Source organism: Streptococcus sp. Marseille-Q3604, assembly GCF_916619785.1.
Taxonomy (GTDB): domain Bacteria; phylum Bacillota; class Bacilli; order Lactobacillales; family Streptococcaceae; genus Streptococcus.
Map to the genome: position 1 here is coordinate 507349 of NZ_CAKAKM010000002.1, position 18758 is coordinate 526106.

Below are 18758 nucleotides of genomic sequence, written 5' to 3' on the forward strand. Positions count from 1 at the left end.
GCAAACCTTCGGTTTCATTCCTAAACATTGAGCCTAATGTCTCAATGTTTCCCCCGACCAGAACAGAGACTGTTCTGGTCTTTTCACCACGGCGACCATTATCTTAGTTTGGCTCGCTTTCGCTCGCCTTTTACGACCTACGGTCGCTGATTATTTGTTTGCTTTGCTACCGATATCGTTTCGGTAGAAGAGGCCTTCTGTGTTTTGTTTGTTGAATTCGTTGTAGATGATGTTTTGGCCGTCTTTGACGGTGTCTGCTGTTGTGACCAACATGTAAACACGTCCTCCGTTTGAGAGGAGGTCTTGGCCATTTTCAGCAAATTTAGCTCCAGCATAGTAAGTGATGATGTCACCCTCTGTCTTGGCCGGCAACTTAACACCTTTTTCATAATCCAATGGGTAGCCGTTTGAGGCTACAACCACACCAAGTGTCACACCCTTGTCCGTCCAAGTGATAGCTGGCTCTTTACCATCCAAAATGTCAGTGATATTTTGCGTAAAATCAGAAGTCAAACGAGGCAAGATGATTTGCGTTTCAGGATCGCCAAAACGTGAGTTGAACTCGATGACTTTAGGGCCGTCAGCTGTCAAGATAAGACCAGCGTAAAGGACACCAGTGTAAGGACGACCTTCTTTAATCATACCTTCAAGGACTGGCTTGACAATAGTGTCAACCGCTGTGTCAACCACGCTCTGTGGCAAGTGAGGAACCGGCGCATAGGCACCCATCCCACCAGTGTTAGGGCCCTTGTCCCCATCATAAGCACGTTTGTGGTCCTGAGCCGTTGGCATAATGTAGAATTTATCTCCATTGACAAAGGCAAAGAGAGAAAACTCTTCCCCGTCAAGAAATTCCTCGATGACCACTCGCGCACCTGAATCACCGAATTTATTGTCCAAAAGCATCTCGTGAGCAGCTTCGACGGCTTGCTCAACCGTTTCAGCAACGACGACACCTTTCCCAAGGGCCAAACCGTCTGCCTTGACGACGATTGGAGCGCCTTTTTCCTTGATGTAGGCCTTTGCTTCCTCGAAATCTGAAAATGTGCCATAGGCTGCTGTCGGAACGTCGTATTTGACCATGATTTCCTTAGCGAAATCCTTAGACCACTCCAGCTCAGCCGCAGCCTTGGTCGGACCAAAGGCTTTGAGTCCTGCCGCATTGAAATCATCCACGATACCAGCCGCAAGGGCATCATCTGGACCGATAAAGGTCCAAGCAATATCGTTCGCCCTTGCGAAGTCAATCAGCTTAGAATGTTCGGAAATTCCGATATTGATCAAATCAAGACCGTCCAATGTCATCCCGTCATTCCCAGGAGCTACGAAAACTTGCTCAACGTCTTTAGACTCCAATAATTTCTTGGCAATCGCATGTTCACGACCACCAGAACCAACAACCAAAAGTTTCATTTGAAAGATACCTCAATATCAAATAAGACTAGGGGCAAATGCCCGTTAACGACAATCATTCGGAAAAATTAGCAATTTTCACGAATTATACATAACCATTATAACATATTTGTTCGGAGATATGGGTGTGTATCCAAATTTGGACATAAAAAAGGCAGCCACTTGGACCGCCTCTTGGGAGATTATGAAAATGAAAAAAGTTATTTAGGATTGATGATAGTATAGTCTAAACAGCTTAAGGGAGGCTTAAACGCAAAAATATCTTCATTTTCCTGAAAAACTGCGAATAGGTAGGTGGAGGTTAAAATGAAGAAAAAATTACTAAATTGTCTCTTACCGCTAGCTTGTCTAGCGACTGTATCGGTTTCGTGTGGCAGCTCTGCTCAGGCGGCTGTCCTCGGAGATGACTATCCTTCCTCTTGGAAATACGGTGGCTTCGGTGTCGATCCATGGACCATGTACTGGCGTCAGTGCACATCCTTTGCGGCCTATCGCCTCAGTAACACCAACGGTTTCACTCTGCCTGTAGGTTATGGAAATGCCATCACTTGGGGCAGTATCGCACGTGCCAATGGTCACCGTGTTGACATGAATCCTGCTGTTGGAAGTATCGCTTGGTTTTCAGCTGGTGTCAATGGAGCTGGTCATATGGGGCATGTCGCTTGGGTTGCGGAAGTTCATGGTGATCAGGTGACCATTGAAGAGTACAACTACGATGCGGGACAAGGGCCTGAGAAATACCACAAACGTAGCTTCCATAAGAGTCAAGTGTCTGGCTATATTCATTTTAAAGACATCGATTCAGGAGCTCAAAATGGAAATCCTACTACCCCTTCTATCAAAGTTGGCGATACGGTCCGCTTCACAGGAACCTTCCGTGTCACGTCTGTGTCAGGAAATACCATCACCAGCCAAGACCTAGCAGGGGGCACACCAACCAAACACAATATCGTTGACCCTGGGCCCGTTCTTGAAGTTGATGGACAAGGCAATCCAACATCAGACCAGTACCTCAATCCTGGTGAGACCTTTACTATTCCAGGTAACTTCAAAGTTCTTGCAATTGACCCACCAAGCGATGGTGTCCTCGTCCAAATCGGAAATCGCAAGACTTGGGTAACCCAGTCTGTTCTTGAAAAGGTTTAAATCTATTGAACAATCGTGAGAACGGTTGTTTTTTTTCATGCACCGAAATAAAAAAGCCCAGCCAGTGCTGAGCTCTTAGGAGATTTATGAAAAAGAAAAGTTTTTTAGGATAGTATTAGTATAACTTGGAGAGCTTAAAGGAAACTTAAGGAATCTAAAAAACATCCAAATTCTTGGATGCTTTGTAAATTCTTAGTGACGGAAGTGACGAACGCCTGTAAAGATCATTGTCAAACCATGTTTATCAGCAGCTTCGATTGACTCTTGGTCACGGACTGATCCACCCGGTTGGATGATTGCTTTAATACCTGCTTTAGCGATTTCTTCCACGTTATCTGCAAATGGGAAGAAGGCATCTGAAGCAAGAACAGCACCATCAAGACGGTCTTTAGCTTGGTCAATGGCGATACGGACTGAAGCCACACGGTTAGTTTGACCTGGGCCAACACCAAGTGTCATGTGGTCGTTAGTCACGATGATGCCATTTGATTTGACGTACTTGATTGCTTTCCAAGCAAACTCAAGAGCTGTCGCTTCTGTCTCAGTTGGTTGGCGTTTAGTAACCACTTGCCAGTCAGCTGGACTTTCTTTAACAACGTCTTGGTTTTGAACGAGGAGACCACCTACAACACCAGTGTATTCTGCTTCCACTTCACTATCGTCTTGAGCGTCAAATGGCAACTCAAGGATACGCAAGTTTTTCTTCTTAGTTGTCAAGATTTCAAGCGCTTCATCTGTGTAGCTTGGTGCAATGATGATTTCAAGGAAGACACCGTGCATTTTCTTAGCTGTCGCAGCGTCAACTTCTCGGTTGAGGACTACAATACCACCGAAGATTGATACTGGGTCAGCTTCATAAGCGTAGTCCCAAGCTGTTTCGATGTCGTCAGCTTGACCGATACCACATGGGTTCATGTGTTTGAGAGCCACAACTGTTGGACGGTCTTTGAAATCACGGATGATACGGATAGCGGCATCAGCGTCACGGATATTGTTGAATGACAATTCTTTACCGTTAAGCTGTTTAGCTGAAGCAATTGAGTAAGCCGTTGGCAAACCTTTTTGGTAGAAGTCTGCGTCTTGTTGAGGGTTTTCACCATAACGCATTGGTTGCTTGAGGTCATAGGTCAAAGTGAGTTTTTCAGGTTTTGTTTCACCCACTTGAGCTGTGAAGTATTCCGCAATCAAAGCGTCGTATGAAGCTGTGTGACGGTATACTTTCGCTGCCAAACGTTGGCGAGTTTCGTAGCTTGTTTCGCCGTTCGCTGACAATTCGTCAAGAACAACAGCATAGTCAGCAGGGTCTACCACAACTGTTACGCTAGCGTGGTTTTTAGCTGCTGAACGAAGCATTGATGGCCCACCGATATCGATGTTTTCAACCGCATCAGCGTAAGTCACGTCTGGTTTGAGGATAGTTTCCTTGAATGGGTAAAGGTTTACCACAACAAGGTCGATAAGTTCGATATTATTGTCCTTGGCCGCTTGAAGGTGGCTATCGAGGTCACGACGAGCGAGGAGACCACCGTGGATATTTGGGTGGAGAGTCTTCACACGACCGTCCATCATTTCTGGGAAACCAGTCACATCGTCGATGGCGATAGTGTCTACCCCAGCATTGTCAAGGACAACTTTAGTACCACCTGTTGAGATGATGTCCCAACCGAGTTTTTTGAGTTCTTGGGCAAATTCAACAATGCCCGCTTTGTCTGAGACTGAAATAAGTGCTCGTTTAGTCATTTTCTTTCTTTTCCTTTTTTTAAAAAAGTTCTTTATCTGCTACAGTCGAAAATTATCTTTCAGCTCTAGGGCTTTCTTATTTTCGTGCAACTCCCAAACTATCCAACACTTCTGGATAGAGCTTGTACTCTGTTTCGTGGATGCGAGTTTCGAAAGTATCAAGGGTATCACCTTCAAGGCGTGGCACACGGACTTGTTTGATGACCTTACCGGTATCAACGCCAGAATCCACCCAGTGAATAGTCACACCAGACTGGTCAACACCTGCATTCCAAGCATCCTCAATACCATGAGCACCTGGGAATTCAGGAAGATAAGCCGGGTGAATATTGATGATACGGCCCTCATAAGCTGCCAGAAAGGTTGGACCGACGATTTTCATATAACCGGCCAAGCAAACCAAATCTATCTGGTGTTCATTCAAGAGTTTGACGATAGCTTCTTCATAAGCTGCTTTATTGTCAAATTCCTTGAGTTCAAAAGCATGGCTAGCCACACCAAGGGTCTTGGCACGTTCTAAGACATAGGCATCACGGTGATCTGAAAAAACAAATTCTACTGGAAATTGTTCCGCAATCACTTGGAAGTTTGAGCCGTTGCCAGAGGCAAAAACAGCAATCCTTTTAGCCATTATTTTATCACCACACTTGCGCCATCTTTCTTCACAATACGACCAATTTCATAAACAGGTTCGTCAAGAAGTTCTTTGACACGTTCAACATTTTCTGGTTTAACCGCAAGCATGAGACCAATACCCATGTTGAAGATTTCAAACATTTCTTCATGTTTGATTTCACCATATTTTTCAAGGGCTTTAAAAATTGGAAGAACTGGGACTTTACTTTCGTCAATTTCAGCAGCCAAGTCATCTGAGAACATACGTGGTACATTTTCGATGAAACCACCACCTGTGATGTGGGCAATACCGTTAACCAATTCTTCTTTTATGAGTGGCAAAGCTGCTTTGACGTAGATACGAGTTGGTTCAAGAAGAACGTCTTTAAGTTTTTTGCCTTCAAGTTCTGGAAGAACTTCTTCACCTGTGTAATCAGCAAAGACACGACGCACGAGTGAGTAACCGTTGGAGTGGATACCACTTGAAGCAAGTCCAAGAAGCACATCACCTTCAGCTACTTTTGAGCCGTCGATGATTTGAGATTTTTCTGCGATACCTACCGCGAAACCTGCCAAATCATAGTCGTCTTCACCATACATACCAGGCATTTCAGCAGTTTCACCACCAATAAGGGCTGCACCTGCTTGCACACAACCTTCAGCAACACCAGCAACGACCTGCTCCAATTTAGCTGGTTCATTTTTACCAGTTGCTACGTAGTCAAGGAAGTAAAGGGGCTCAGCACCTGCGGCGATGATATCGTTAACACACATAGCGACACAGTCTTGACCGATAGTATCGTGTTTGTCGTACTTAATAGCAAGCATGAGTTTAGTACCGACACCATCTGTACCTGAAATCAAAACGGGCTCTTTGACACCTGTTTTTGAAAGGTCGAACATACCACCGAAGCCACCGAGAGCTCCCATGACACCTGCACGCTCTGTACGAGCAACGTGTTTTTTGATACGTTCAACAACTTCATAACCTGCTTCAACATCCACACCCGATTGAGCGTAAGCATTTTTATTTGTCATTTTATTTATTCCTTTTCTTTTTTCGAGAAAGAGTGCGACGTATTTTTAGATGAACCATCTTTTTATCTAAAAATACTAGTCAGGTCTCTAGCTTTGACCCCATAGGGCAAAGTGTCTACTGACAAATGCTTTAGCTTTTAGTCAGTAGTGAGACGTGGAGCGTAAGCATTTTTAGACATAATTTTTTCCTCTTTTTTCTTCTGCACTGCTCTTAATAGAAAGAAGTGTGTTCTTTCAAACTTTCCAAATAGCGTTCTTCGTAGTCATACAATGGTGTTGGATATTTACCATCAAAGTAAGCCACACAAAGGCCACCGTTTGGTGCATCTGTGTCAATTCCAATAGAATCAATCAATCCATCAATAGACAAGTAAGTCAAGCTATCCGCTCCAATGATTTCGCGTGTTTCCTCAACTGTATGATTGGCCGCAATCAATTCCTTACGTGTTTGAATATCGATACCGTAGAAACATGGATAGGCAAGGGCTGGACTACCGATTGCTACGTGAACCTCTGTTGCTCCTGCTTCTTTTAACAAATTAACGATACGACGTGAGGTCGTCCCACGTACAATAGAATCGTCAATCATAACCACACGTTTGCCTTTAACAACACCTGATACGGCAGAGAGCTTCATACGAACTCCTTGCTCACGTAATTCTTGTGTTGGTTGGATAAAGGTACGTTGAGTGTATTGGTTTTTAATCAAGCCCATTTCATTTGGCAAGCCTGATTCTTCTGCAAATCCCATGGCTGCGCTAAGTGATGAATTAGGCACACCAACTACAATATCTGCTTCATGTTTGAATTCACGTGCCAATTGAGCACCCATACGTTTACGAGCTGTATGGACATTGACCCCTTGAATATTTGAATCAGGACGGGCAAAGTAAATATACTCCATTGAGCAAACAGCCAATTGGGTGTCCGTTGTATAGTTATCGTAAGTAATGCCATTATCATCGATGATAACAACCTCACCTGGATTCACATCGCGAATCCACTCTGCTCCAACCACTTCAAAGGCACAGGTTTCAGATGAAACCACAATAGCTCCATTGGCCATCTTACCAATAGAAAGGGGACGGAAACCATTTGGATCCAAGGCTGCAATGAGCTTGTCCTCAAGCATGAGGAGGTAAGCAAATCCACCTTTAACAGTATTCAAGGCTTCTTTCACCTTACCCATGAAGGATGGGTTATGGCTACGACGAATCAAATGGGCCAAAATTTCTGAGTCAGAAGTCGAGTTAAAGATTGCACCATTTTTTTCCAACTCACGTCTAAGTGATTCTGCATTAGTCAAGTTCCCGTTGTGGGCAAGCCCAAACTGATTGTCATGAAAGCGAAAGAGGAAGGGCTGGATGTTATCCACCGAAGCTTCACCAGCAGTCGCATAACGAACATGACCGATAGCAGCCGTTCCAGTTAGCTTGTCCAAGTTGGCTGGATCACGGAAAACTTCTGAGAGAAGCCCCATATCACGATGACGCTTCAATTGACCCGCATCATTTGAGAGAATTCCTGCTCCTTCTTGACCACGGTGTTGGAGACTGTGAAGTCCGAAATAAGTTAATTTGGCAGCATCTGGGTGACCCCAGATACCAAAAACACCACATTCTTCATTAAGAGATTTAACTTCGTATGTCATTTTTTATACCTTTTATTTTTGATATTTTCCTTATGCAAGGCGAACGAAAAACTGTTTCTAGCCTCTCATTTCACTAATTGGAACTCAAGCTTTCAAGCTCTTTAGAACCACTGCATATCGAAAAATATCATTACTGAGTACACTTGGCACTCTATTATTTTCCAGTAAAGTATTTAACCGCTGACGCAAAGAGGTGTTGGTCTTTATTTCCTGGAATATTTTGGAAGAGACCGTCTTCGAAACGTTCTGAGTGACCCATCTTACCAATAATTTGACCATTCTTGCTTGTGATACCTTCGATAGCATTCACAGATCCGTTAGGATTGTATTTTGAATCCATGCTTGGTTTACCTTCGAAGTCAACATATTGGGTAAAGATTTGACCATTGTCACGAAGCTCTGCAAATTCCTCAGCTGTCACGACAAATTTACCTTCACCATGTGATACTGGGATGGCATGGATGTCACCAACTTCTACTCCAGCAAGCCATGGTGAGTTAGTGTTGGCAATACGTGTTTCAACCATCTTAGCCACGTGTTGGTTGGCATCATTGTAGAATAGGGTTGGACTAGTACTGCTTGCATCTTCAAAGTTACCATATGGAAGAAGACCTGATTTGACAAGAGCTTGGAATCCGTTACAGATACCGATAATCAAACCTCCACGTTCGATGAAGCTATCGATGGCTGCACGTACTTTTTCATTGAGCAAGATATTAACGATAAATTTAGCTGATCCATCTGGTTCATCGGCTGCTGAGAAGCCACCTGCAAAGAAGATAATGTTAGCTTTTTCGATATTGTCAACCATGGTGTCAACAGACTTGACAATAGCTTCTTCGTTAAGTGTTACAAATGGTACTAAGTTGACTTTTGCACCTTCTTTTTCAAAGGCCTTAGCTGAATCGTACTCAGAGTTAGTACCTGGGAACACTGGGATGTAAACCACTGGTGTATCAACTGTTTCTTTAGCTTTGATAACAGCATCTGATGCCACAGCAGGTACTTCTTCCAACTCAGTTGCTTGTGCAAATTCCGTTGGGTAAACCTCTTCCAATTTACCTTGGAAGGCACTGTCAAGTTTGTGTCCATCAAGCGTTACATCATTGACAGTAAGTGTAAAGTCAGCTACTGTTTGTCCAATCTTGGCAACCCCTGCAATATCTTCCGGAGATGTGAAGACGAATCCACCCAATTGAGCTGTCAAGGCAGTCTCAAGATTTTCAAGGGTTACAGTGGCACCAATATGGTTACCAAATGTTGCAAGAGCAAGCGCTTCAACGACACCACCATATTTGACAGCTGATGCAGATGTGACTTTATGGTCAGCTTGGATGGCTTCAAACTTAGCAAAGTTAGACTTGATAAGATCGAAGTCAATTTCTTGTGCCAAAGCTTGACCTGAGATGTAATAGATGTTTTCACCAGCAGCTTTGAATTCTGGAGAAAGGACCTTACGGCTATCTGCAGTTGTTACCCCAAAAGCAACCAAGGTTGGTGGTACTGTCAATTCTTCAAAGGTACCAGACATAGAATCTTTACCACCAATAGATGGCAAACCAAGTTGAATCTGAGCTTCAATTGATCCAAGAAGAGCTGATACTGGTTGACCAAAACGCTCTGCTTGTTTATCCATACGCTCGAAGTATTCTTGATAAGAGAAACGAGCCATAGACCAGTTTGCACCAGCAGCAACCAAACGAGCGGTTGCTTCGATGACCGCATAAGCAGCACCATGATATGGAGACCATTCTGCTACATAAGGGTTGAACCCTTGCGCCATAACAGAAGCAGTTGTTGTCACACCATGTTGGACTGGCAATTTCTGTACAGAAGCTTCAGTTGGTGTGATTTGGTAGCGACCACCAAGTGGGTGATTGACTGTTGAACGACCAACTGAGCTATCAAAGATGGTTTGTAAACCTTTTTGACTTGCATGGTTAAGGTCAGCCAAAACTTCAAGAGTATCAGCTTCAAGGGTTTCGGTAGAGGTTTGGCGTTCTTCTGGAAGCTTGACATCCTTGTCAACCACCTTAGCATCTACAACCACACGCACACCGTTTGTATCAAGGAAACGACGTTCCAAATCAACGATGGTTTCGCCATTCCAGTGCATGACAAGATTTGGTTTTTTAGTCACTGTCGCAACGACAACAGCATCAATATTTTCTTTATTACATTCAGCAACAAAAGCGTCTACATCATCTGGACGAACCACTACAGCCATACGTTCCTGAGATTCAGAAATGGCAATTTCTGTACCGTTCAAACCTTGGTATTTCAATGGTACTTTGTCTAGATCAATTTCAAGACCATCTGCCAATTCACCGATAGCCACACAGACACCACCAGCACCAAAGTCATTTGATTTCTTGATCAGACGTGTCACTTCCCCATTACGGAAAAGACGTTGAATCTTACGTTCTTCGATGGCATTCCCTTTTTGAACCTCAGCACCAGCTGTTTCAACAGATTCAACCGTTTGAACTTTAGAAGAACCTGTCGCACCACCGACACCATCACGTCCAGTCTTACCACCGAGCAAGATAATCACATCACCTGCTTCAGGTTTTTCACGGACAACATTTTCCTTAGGAGCCGCACCGACAACGGCACCTAGCTCCATACGCTTAGCAACGAAACCTGGGTGGAAGTATTCACGAACATAGGTTGTTGCAAGACCAATTTGGTTACCGTATGAAGAATAACCGTGAGCCGCTGTTTTAGAAATCACTTGTTGTGGCAATTTACCAGCACGAGTTTCAGCAATTGGTGTTGTAATATCACCAGCACCTGAGATACGCATGGCTTGGTAAACGTATGAACGACCTGACAATGGGTCACGAATGGCCCCACCAATACAAGTAGCTGCACCACCAAATGGTTCAATCTCCGTTGGGTGGTTGTGGGTTTCGTTTTTGAACATGAGAAGCCATGGTTCTTTCACACCATTGACATCCACTTCAATTTCAACAGAGCAGGCATTGATTTCATCAGACACTTCCATGTCGTCCAAACGACCATTGGCACGCTCATAACGACCAAAAATAGTCGCCATATCCATCAAGGTTTGAGGTTTTTCAGTACGTCCCAACTCATCACGCATGGCAATATACTTGTCATAAGTCGCTTGCAATTGTTTTTCAAATTTAGAAGCAGAGAAGTCGATGTTTTTCAACTCAGTCTCGAAAGTTGTGTGACGACAGTGGTCAGACCAGTAAGTATCCAACACCTTAAGCTCAGTCTCAGTTGGCACACGACCAATAGACTTGAAGTAATCTTGAATGAATAGAAGGTCATCCACTTCCATTGCCAATCCTTGCTCTGCCTTATACTTAGCAAAATCTTCTGCCGTATAAGTTTCAAAGAAATCCAAACTTGGAATGGTCTTGTCAGACTCAGAGAAATCCTGTTTAGCAATGCCAACAGTGATGTCTTTGAAACGAGAATCCACTGGGTTCAAGAGGTAGTTTTTGACAGCTTCCAACTCATTCGCATCAATATCCTTGTTAACCAAGTAAAGTTGCGCTGTGTTCGCCGTTACATCATTTGAACTACCAAGCAAAAGCAAAGCTTCCTGTGAAGATGCCGCACGTTGGTCAAATTGACCAGGCAAACTTTCGATAGCAAAGAAAGCATACTTCTCAAGATCAGCCTTAACCGCAGCTTCATCCAAAACAGTATCGGTCACTTGCTCAGAGAAGATGTGTTTTTCCGCACGCGCAAACAAGTCCTCTGCCAAATTAAAGACATCGTAAACTTGAACAATACGAAGATCATTCAAAGTTTTCAACTGAAGATTATGCTTTAATTCTTTTACTAAAGAGTGAGATTTCACACGAAAATCAGCTTTTTTCTCAACGAAAATACGTTTATCCATTTTATTTCCTTTATCTATTTCTACTTAAAGATTGTAGTGAAGACCAAGTATTCTATTTGTAAAAGGCTACTTCAATCCTTGTAATTTTTCCAATACAACTTCATAAACATCTGTCAAGCTACCAAGATCACGACGGAAGACATCCTTGTCCATATGGTGCCCCTCAGCATCCCAAAGGCGGCAGTTATCTGGTGAAAATTCATCTGCCAAGATAATTTTGCCATCCTTATCAAAACCGAATTCCAATTTGAAGTCAATCAAACGAAGACCAATTTGTGCAAACCAATCTTTCAGCAATTCATTGATATGACGCGTTTCTTCCTTGATATAAGCAATTTGTTCATCATTGGCAATATCCAAGAACTTCACATGCTCATCATTGATGAATGGATCATCCAAATCATCGTTCTTATAGTAAAATTCAACGATAGGAGTTTTCAAGTCCAAACCTTCTTCCACGCCAAAACGTTTAGAAAAAGAACCCGCAGTCACGTTACGAAGAACAACCTCCAAAGGAATGATTTTCACTTTCTTGTTGAGTTGTTCTGTGTCAGAAATACGTTCGATAAAGTGAGTAGCTACACCCGCAGCATTCAATTTTTCAAAAATAAGAGACGAAATCTGATTATTTAGCACACCCTTTCCCTTAATAGTCTCCTTACGAGCACCATTAAGCATAGTTGCTTGGTCCTTATAGACCGACTTAATCACATTTTCGTCTTCTGTACTATAAATATCTTTAGCTTTACCAGTATAAATTAGTTGGTTTGACATGGTATTGTTCGCCTTTCAAGTTTATTCTTCCTAATTATACCACACCAGAATCCAAAAACCAATATATAGCAAACTTTATTACTTTAGTAAAAAAACAACGTTCGTCTTTTGATTCTTTTTTAGAGTTCCCTAATAAAAAATGTATAGAAAAAAGGAGTGTGACAGAACTAAATCCATATAACATTTAGTTTCTTGCCTCACTCCCACAAAATAACAATCATATAATACACAACTATTATACTCTTATCTAACTCTAGCTTTCTTATTCTTTATTCAATTCCTCAGACAAATAGTCCAACAAATCAGCTACCTTAACCATATGGTCAATAGTATCATCGGAAATCTCAAGAGCAAACTCATCCTCCAAATTAATAATGAATTCCATAAGCTCTATTGAATCCACACCCAAGTCATCTAATTTGGTGTCTTCAGTTAAAACAATGTCCTCTTTACCCATCTGCTCTTGAATCACGAGCTGCATTTTCTGAAGAATTTCTACTCTACTCATCAGTTAGCCTCCTCTTTCGGACTAAAGGCTTCAACTAGCTGCTCAACAACCTTAGTATCAAGCATCGTACGAACCTGCTTAATGGTGTAGTAAACTGCCTTAGCATCACTAGATCCATGACATTTTACTACGGGAGCTTTAAGACCAAAGAGAACCGCACCTCCGGCGCTAGAGTAATCCATAGTCTCTTTCATACCTTTTAGACTATCCTTCAATAGGAAGGCACCTAACTTAGCTTTAAGACCACCATTCATGATAGCTGACTTAAGAGTCTTCATGGCACCAAGTCCCGTTCCTTCAATTGCCTTAAGAACTGCATTTCCTGTGAAACCATCAGCGACTACTACATCAGCAGCTCCTGACATAATTTCACGCGCCTCAACATTACCAACAAAGTTAATACTTGGCTCCTTAGATAGGAGTTCAAAAGCCTCCTTACGAAGACTATCCCCCTTTGTTTCCTCAGTCCCATTATTAAGGAGACCTACACGAGGGTTGGCAATACCACGCACATTTTTAGCATAGAAAGAGCCTAAAATAGCATATTGATGCAAATGACTAGCTGTATTTTCCGCATTTGCACCTAAATCAAGCATATCAAAGGGTTGACCAGTAAAACTTGGCATTGTTGACATAAGACCTGGACGCTCAACTCCCTTAATACGTCCGACCACGAAGAGACCTGCGGCAAGAAGGGCACCTGTATTTCCCGCAGAAATCACGGCACCTGCTTTTTTCTCCTTAACAGCTTGTGCACCTAAGACCATTGAAGCTTTTTTCTTCTTGCGAATAGCTTTAGCTGGCTCATCATCCGAATTTATCTTTTCATCAGTATGCACAATGCTCACACGTTCATTCGCTGTCAAATAAGTCTTGATTTTAGCTTCATCACCATAAAGCTGGATTTCAATATCTTTGAAATCTGCTATAGCTTGGTTGACTCCCTCTACAATTGCTTGTGGCGCATTATCGCCACCCATAGCATCTACTGCAATTACATGCATAGCATTCTCCCTCTCGTCCTCTGCCATAAAAAACAAACTCAGATTTCTTTCAATAAAATATTAGGTAACTAAAATAGACTAGTTCACTGTTTCTAGCAGAGTCTTTCAGCTTATTATCTTATTATTATAGCACGAACTGACCTGCATTTTAACCCCTGAGACTGAAAACCATTACTTTCCTGTTTCACGTGAAACAAAAAGAAGATAATGTCTAGTCAGCACTATCTTCTTTATTCATAATATGGCCCCAAGAATTTAGATTATCAATAAATTTCTTACTTTTAAGATGTATTCCAACATAATTATCATAGAGGTCACCGATAAAATATCGTAGCTTTCGTTTCATGTCATCCTTAACAGATATGCTTCTCAATTCTTCAAAGGAAAGCCCCTGAAAACGATCTAAAAGATAAGGAACATTAGGGTCCAAGTGACTACGCCTTTCATCCTCTGCATAGTGATTTGGACAAAGTAGCCCCGAGAACTTAAACGAGAAATCAAAAGGAAGTCCTACACGATGACAAAAGACACACTCGTGAAAATTCAAGCGTACGCCGAAACGGTCTAAAACCTGAATCTCAAAGATATTAGTCAATATTTCATAATCCAAGCCTTCTTCCATTAATTCAAGCGTCTTCTCCAAGAATACAAATAATTGCGCATCTGTCACACCATCAGCAATAGTAGCATCTGTCAATGCAGCCAAATAAGTCGCATAAGACAGCTTGAAAATATCGCTTGTAATTTCCTTGAAGGATTGTGCCTGGCTATAATCTTCTATGAAAGATAGACCTTCATCATTTACAGTCATCATGAATTCAGCGATGGTCAAAGGTTGAATGACAGCACTTAATTTACCTGTCCCACCACCTCTAACAAAAAACATCCGTTTACCAGCTTGCTCGGTAAAAATTTTAACTAGTTTATCATTCTCACGATAATTACGATTGAATAGGACAAGCCCTCTACTCTCAAGCTTCTGCATGTTCTTCCATAAACTCTTTCAAACGAGTCATAGCTGTTTCAATAGTATCCATGCTAGCCGCATACGACAAGCGAACAAAGCCTTCGCCATACTTCCCAAAAGCGACCCCTGGGATAATCGCAATGGCTTTTTCACGAGCAAAGTCTTGGCAGAACTTAAAGGAGTCTTGAGTATACCCTTCTGGAATCTTAGCAAAGATGTAGAAAGCACCATCAGGTTTAATAATTCTGAAACCAAGTTCAGTCATTTTTTCAAGAATATAATCGCGACGCTTCAAGTACTCAACTTTCATTGGTTGGGCATCATCCTTACCAGCAGATAAGGCTTCAATAGCTGCAAATTGCGCCATTGTTGCTGCAGCTGTTACCAAATATTGGTGACTCTTAATCAACTGAGCCGTCAAGACTGCAGGTGCGAAAATCAAACCAATACGCCACCCTGTCATCGCATGAGATTTAGACAAACCATTAATCAAAATCGTTTGTTCCGGCAAATACTCAGCAATAGATACATGGTGATCCACATAAGTTAGTTCAGAGTAAACTTCATCACTAACAACAAAAATATCGTATTTTTTCAGAACTTCAGCCAGATCTTTAATCTGTTGACGTGAGTAGGTCACACCGGTTGGGTTGGTTGGGTAGTTAAGCAAAACGGCTTTGAGCTTATCTCCCTGCTCCAAAATTGCCTTTTCTAACATCTCCGGAGTCAAAACAAAATCATTAGCTGTTGTATCAATTTCGACAATTTCAGCACCAACTAGATTTGCAATCGGCTCATATCCTGGATAGGCTGGTGCAGGTAAAAGAATCGTATCACCTGGCTCCAAAATCGCTGTCAAAGTTGCAGAAAGAGCTTCTGTAGCTCCAATAGTCACCAATATTTCATTTTCTGGGTTATAAGTAAGATTGTATTTTTCCTTAACAAACTCCGCAGCTGCTTGACGCAAAGCAGGAAGCCCTGCCATACCTGTATAGTGCGACTGGTTAGCATCGATAGCAGCTTTAGCAGCCTCTTTTACATGATCTGGAGTTGTAAAATCAGGTTCACCAAGTGTCAACTTTTTGATCCCTGGTACATCTGAAATTGATTGGTCAAACTGACGAATCATTGAAACTTCAATCTTATCTAAATTTTTATTAAAACGTTGTGTTAAATCCATCACGGTCACCTCTTTGCAATTATGCCTTACATTATATCAAAAACTCAAACGCATTTAAACACCAAAAAAGCTAGCCTAGGCTAGCTTTAGTCTATTTATGGCCCATTTCAAACAAAGGTGACAATGGACGTTTTTCATGAATACGAATAATTGCCTCTGAAATCAAATCAGCAATTGAAATTTGTTCAATTTTATCAATCAAACGTTCTTCTGGAAGATAAATCGTGTCCAATACGACAAGCTTCTCAATAGCAGATTTTTGAATATTATCAAGTGCTGGACCTGACAATACAGGGTGAGTACATGAGGCATAAACATGAGTTGCACCAGCTTCAGCAAGCGCATCCGCCGCATGACAGATTGTACCCGCAGTATCAATCATATCATCAATCAAGATACATGTTTTACCTTCAACGTTACCAATAATATTCATAACCTCAGAAGTGTTCATTTTATCAACACTACGACGCTTATCAATGATTGCAATTGGTGTTTTCAAACATTGAGCAAGTTTTCGTGCACGAGTCACACCACCATGGTCTGGAGAAACAACAACAACATCATCTCCAGTAAGACCAGCACGATCAAAGTAATCTGCGATAAGTGGTGCACCCATCAAATGGTCTACAGGAATATCAAAGAATCCTTGAATTTGAGAAGCATGGAGGTCAACTGTCAAAAGTCGATCAACACCTGCAACCTCAAGCATATTAGCAACCAACTTAGATGTGATTGGTTCACGTGAACGTGCCTTACGGTCTTGACGTGCATAACCATAATAAGGCATAACAACACTGATTGTTTCTGCACTTGCACGTTTTAGTGCATCAACCATAATCAAGATTTCCATCAAGTTATCATTTACAGGGGAGCTTGTAGATTGAAGAATAAAAACGTGATGACCACGGATAGATTCTTCAATATTAACTTGAATCTCACCATCTGAAAATTCACGAACACTTGATTTTCCGAGTTCAATACCCATTATATCAGCAACTTTTGCTGCTAATTCCTGGTTAGACGATAAAGCAAACAACTTCAAATTCGTATAAGACATGATTTCCTCCAAAATATCTACTAAACCATTCTACCTTTTTTTAGATTGATTTTCAATGCAAAATAAATGGTGTCACAGTAACTTAACAAGACTAAAAAGATTTAACCTTAACCTCGACATTTTCCCGTCTAAAAGCTGTCCCAGAAAGTAAAGACATTTTGCCATAAAATAAAAACGACTCGAGAAAATTCGAATCGCCTTTTTGTATTCATTATGGGTAAATATAGTATACAGAACCACCATGAGCTGATGATGTTGGATCAAATGTACCACGGTAGTTACCGATTGACATGTTACCAGCATAGTTTGATTCCATAACTTGAATTGAATTTGCACCTGATGCTGATGTGACGTAAGCTACGTGACCATAACCACCACCATCATTTGGCCAAACCGCAATTGCACCGGCTACAGGAGTTGTACCAACTGAGTGACCAGCTGCTTGTGCGCTAGCAATCCAGTTTTTAGCATTACCCCAGTAATTACCAACCCATGAAGCTAATGATTTAGCACCCCAAGTACATTGACCAACAGGATATGTATTAGGAGTTGATGCAGCTGATACTTTAGGAGTTTCAGCAGCAGGAGCTGGTGCTTCTGAAGCTGCAGGTGCTTGACTTGCTGGTGCTTCAGATGTTGCTGCAGGTGCTTCGCTAGCAGGAGCTTCTGAAGCTGCTGGAGCAGCTGATTCTGGTTGTGCTTCAGATGTTACTGGGGCAGCAGGCTCTTGTTGTGCCTCTGACGCAGCTGATTCTGGCTGTGCTTCAGATGTTGCTGGAGCAGCAGGCTCTTGTGTTGCTTCTGAAGTTGCAACAGTTGGTGCTTGAGTAGTTTCTGAAGTTTCTGATGAAACCGGTTCTTGTGCTACTTCTGAGGCTGTCGCTGTTTCTGAAACAGTAGCTTCAGAAGGTTGAGCTACAGCTTCTGAAGTTGCTGCCGCCTCTGATTGAGCTACAAATGCTGCCGCTTCTGAAGATGCTACTGCTTGTGCTGCTGCCTCTGATTCTGCAATTGCTTGAGACTGAGCAACTGATGCTGCAGTTGAAGCTGCCACAGCTTCTGCAGTTGATTTAGCAGAAACAAGTGAAGTTTTTTCATCTTGTGCTGTAGCCAATTCTGCAGCCAAAGTAACTTGTGCTGCTTCTAGTTCAGCTTGTTGAGTTGTCAAACCAGCTTCTGTTGTTTCAAGCTCAGCTTTATTAGTTGCAATTTCATTAATAGCAGCTTGGTTTTGTTCTTGCTTAGCAGCAAGCTCTTTTTGATCAGACTCTTGTTTTGTCAACATGTCATTATTAGCCGTAACAACTTTTGAAATAGCTGTGATACGAGTAATAGCTTCAGAGATTGACTTAGAGTTCAAGATAGAGTTGATGTAGCTAGTCGCAGTGTTATTTTGTTGAGCACTACGAGCTTGTTTCGCCAAAGAATCTTGACGAGCTACAATTTTACTTGATAATTCTTGAATTTCAGATTCCAAATCTGCTGATACTTTTTCAAGTTCAGCATTTTTAGTTTCCAAATCTGATTTTTGTGTTCTAAGTGTAGATACTTGAGATTGGATTGTAGCAACTTGCGCTTGTGCAGTCTCTTGTTGAGAAGCAAGGTTACTAATTGCGTTATCTGCAGCAGCGATTTGCGAATCATAATCCTCTGCATGTACTGATGCAGCTGCTGATAAGGTTACACCACTTACCAACACTGCTGAAAGAATACGTTTTTTCATAATATAAAATACTACTCCTTTTCGATAAGACCTTCTTATTGTATCAAAAAATGGCGCAAACT

The 18758-nt window shown here is 42.0% G+C and carries 14 protein-coding genes; 1 reads left to right on the forward strand and 13 read right to left on the reverse strand.

Annotated features, from left to right (window positions below; genetic code table 11):
• Positions 1-150: 150 nt before the first annotated feature.
• Complete coding sequence (gene purD, locus LG375_RS06850) at positions 151-1413, reverse strand: phosphoribosylamine--glycine ligase (RefSeq protein WP_155213438.1); 1263 nt, start codon at positions 1411-1413, stop codon at positions 151-153.
• 306 nt (positions 1414-1719) lie between these two features.
• Between purD and LG375_RS06855 the strand changes: the two genes are divergently transcribed.
• Positions 1720-2559 carry a CHAP domain-containing protein gene (locus LG375_RS06855; protein WP_155213439.1) on the forward strand — a complete coding sequence of 280 codons (840 nt, stop codon included), beginning with the start codon at positions 1720-1722 and terminating at the stop codon, positions 2557-2559.
• A 192-nt stretch (positions 2560-2751) separates the two neighbouring features.
• Here the strand turns inward: LG375_RS06855 and purH are convergent, their stop codons facing one another.
• The 12 genes from purH to LG375_RS06915 form a co-directional block, all read right to left on the reverse strand.
• Positions 2752-4299 carry a bifunctional phosphoribosylaminoimidazolecarboxamide formyltransferase/IMP cyclohydrolase gene (gene purH / locus LG375_RS06860; protein WP_048790887.1) on the reverse strand — a complete coding sequence of 516 codons (1548 nt, stop codon included), beginning with the start codon at positions 4297-4299 and terminating at the stop codon, positions 2752-2754.
• A 76-nt stretch (positions 4300-4375) separates the two neighbouring features.
• Positions 4376-4930, reverse strand: a complete 555-nt coding sequence (gene purN / locus LG375_RS06865) for a phosphoribosylglycinamide formyltransferase (protein WP_225745540.1) — start codon at positions 4928-4930, stop codon at positions 4376-4378.
• Positions 4930-5952, reverse strand: coding sequence for a phosphoribosylformylglycinamidine cyclo-ligase (gene purM, locus LG375_RS06870; protein WP_013989890.1), 1023 nt, complete (start codon positions 5950-5952; stop codon positions 4930-4932). The genes purN and purM overlap by 1 nt, the downstream gene beginning before the upstream one ends.
• Before the next feature lie 211 nt (positions 5953-6163).
• The gene (gene purF, locus LG375_RS06875) at positions 6164-7603 is read right to left on the reverse strand and encodes an amidophosphoribosyltransferase (protein ID WP_013989889.1); all 1440 of its coding nucleotides are present in this window, start codon (positions 7601-7603) and stop codon (positions 6164-6166) included.
• Between the two features lie 154 nt (positions 7604-7757).
• Positions 7758-11483, reverse strand: coding sequence for a phosphoribosylformylglycinamidine synthase (locus LG375_RS06880; protein WP_225745541.1), 3726 nt, complete (start codon positions 11481-11483; stop codon positions 7758-7760).
• Between the two features lie 66 nt (positions 11484-11549).
• Positions 11550-12257, reverse strand: a complete 708-nt coding sequence (gene purC, locus LG375_RS06885) for a phosphoribosylaminoimidazolesuccinocarboxamide synthase (RefSeq protein WP_155198566.1) — start codon at positions 12255-12257, stop codon at positions 11550-11552.
• A gap of 262 nt (positions 12258-12519) precedes the next feature.
• A complete protein-coding gene (locus LG375_RS06890; protein ID WP_002889565.1) occupies positions 12520-12765 on the reverse strand; it encodes a phosphopantetheine-binding protein in 246 nt (81 codons plus the stop codon).
• Positions 12765-13769 (reverse strand): phosphate acyltransferase PlsX, encoded by a 1005-nt coding sequence (gene plsX, locus LG375_RS06895; protein ID WP_013989885.1) that lies wholly within the window; start codon positions 13767-13769, stop codon positions 12765-12767. Before plsX ends, LG375_RS06890 begins: the two co-directional genes overlap by 1 nt.
• 211 nt (positions 13770-13980) lie before the next feature.
• Entirely contained in the window at positions 13981-14754 is a 774-nt protein-coding gene (gene recO, locus LG375_RS06900; RefSeq protein ID WP_225745542.1) for a DNA repair protein RecO, read from the reverse strand.
• A complete protein-coding gene (locus tag LG375_RS06905) occupies positions 14741-15916 on the reverse strand; it encodes a pyridoxal phosphate-dependent aminotransferase (RefSeq protein WP_073685338.1) in 1176 nt (391 codons plus the stop codon). Before LG375_RS06905 ends, recO begins: the two co-directional genes overlap by 14 nt.
• Before the next feature lie 91 nt (positions 15917-16007).
• A complete protein-coding gene (locus LG375_RS06910) occupies positions 16008-16973 on the reverse strand; it encodes a ribose-phosphate diphosphokinase (protein WP_225745543.1) in 966 nt (321 codons plus the stop codon).
• A 211-nt stretch (positions 16974-17184) separates the two neighbouring features.
• Complete coding sequence (locus LG375_RS06915; protein WP_225745544.1) at positions 17185-18696, reverse strand: CHAP domain-containing protein; 1512 nt, start codon at positions 18694-18696, stop codon at positions 17185-17187.
• Positions 18697-18758 lie beyond the last annotated feature (62 nt).